The sequence below is a fragment of the Qaidamihabitans albus genome (assembly GCF_016464705.1).
In the GTDB taxonomy this organism is placed as follows: domain Bacteria; phylum Actinomycetota; class Actinomycetes; order Mycobacteriales; family Pseudonocardiaceae; genus Qaidamihabitans; species Qaidamihabitans albus.
This window is the reverse complement of the sequence record NZ_JAEHOB010000046.1, coordinates 1-1,347: the sequence shown is the minus strand read 5'-3', so window position 1 is coordinate 1,347 and position 1,347 is coordinate 1. Positions and strand designations below refer to the sequence as shown.

At 74.1% G+C, this 1,347-nt stretch carries 1 protein-coding gene; it reads right to left on the bottom strand.

The annotated features are described in order from the left end of the window. Positions 1–122: 122 nt before the first annotated feature. Positions 123–1,347: hypothetical protein (locus JAP66_RS31740; RefSeq protein WP_199435566.1), on the bottom strand; the 1,225-nt coding region annotated here is incomplete at its 5' end.

Genomic DNA, 1,347 nt, shown 5'->3' with positions numbered 1-1,347 from the left:
GCTCCTCCGGATCGTCGGCCCGGAGCAGCACCTCGCCGATCTCCGCAGACCGTTCCATGCCTGCCCTCCATCCCCGTGACTGTCGACGGACGCCAGAGCCCGCGCCGGGCGTGGCGGCGCGCTCATTCCGCAGGCCGGACGGCCACGTCGGCGACCGAGCGCAGGTCGACCGGCAGCTGCCGCGTCTGCTTCGTGCGAGTGTCGAACGCGATCAGGCCATCGGCCGAGCCGGGTACGAAGAGCCAGCGGCCGTCGGGCGAGAACGCCGGTGTCCGGGCGTGATCGAGCTCCGTCACCGCCGTGACCGGATGCTCCTCGCCGGAGCTCAGGTCGAGCAGGTTGTAGCCCAAGCGCCCGGTCATGGGGTCCGAAGGGATCGCGGCGAGCGAGCCGTCCGGGGAGATCGTGCCTCCTCCCGGCCCCACCATCGCGCCGCCGGCGCCGCCGGGAAGAACGCGCCGGGTACCTGAGTCGCGGTCCACGACCACCCGCGAGCAGCGGGCGCGCTCGTCGCACTCGACGGTGAGGAAGCGGGTCGGTCCCGCCGCGAGCACCATGCCGGTCGTGACCCGGTGCAAGCCGTCCGGCCGAACGGTGTAGGTCCCGCCGGTGTGGTGACCGAGCACGTACCCGGCGCCGTCGGGGCCGGAGGGCCAGAAGCCGGAGGGCACGGGCACGCGGGTGTCTCGCGGTTCGCCGTCGAGCGTCATCAGCGCGAGGCTGTCCTGGCCGTGCCGGTGTTCCGGCACCCAGACCGTGCCCGGCTCAGGGCCGGGGTGGGCCGGCCCGCTCCGATCGGCCGGTGCGAACACCTCCCGGGGAGCCTCGCCGTCCGCCACGTACTCACCGGCCACGTCGTCAGCGGGGCGGATCAGCGCACCGCGCGGGCCCACGACGAAGTACGCCGATTCGCTGTAGCTGGACGTCCCCAGGTCGGTGCGGGTGATGCGGCCTTCGGCGAGCTCGATCCGGACCAGCTCATCGGCACTGCGGGCGAACAGCTCCCAGCCCGCTTCCACCCCCAGCATCCGTGGCTCGAGCCGCTCCACGCTGACCGGGTCCGATCCCGCCGGGGTGGTCGGCGTGGTCGCGGCGGCGGTCGGCGTGGGAGACCGGTCGGTCGCCTCCGGCGGTCCCTCGCGCTGGAGGACCGTCGTGACGACGACGGCGAGGATCGCTCCCAGGGCGATCGGGAGCCAGGGCAGCCAGCGCCGCCACCGGGGCGAGCTGCCCGGCCTGGTGTCGTCGTCGAGGGGGCGGACGTAGGCGGATTCGGTGGGCGAGGTGGATTCGGGGGCCACCGGCTCATCGGGCTGCCACAGCCGGACGGGGTTGCCTTCGGGGTCG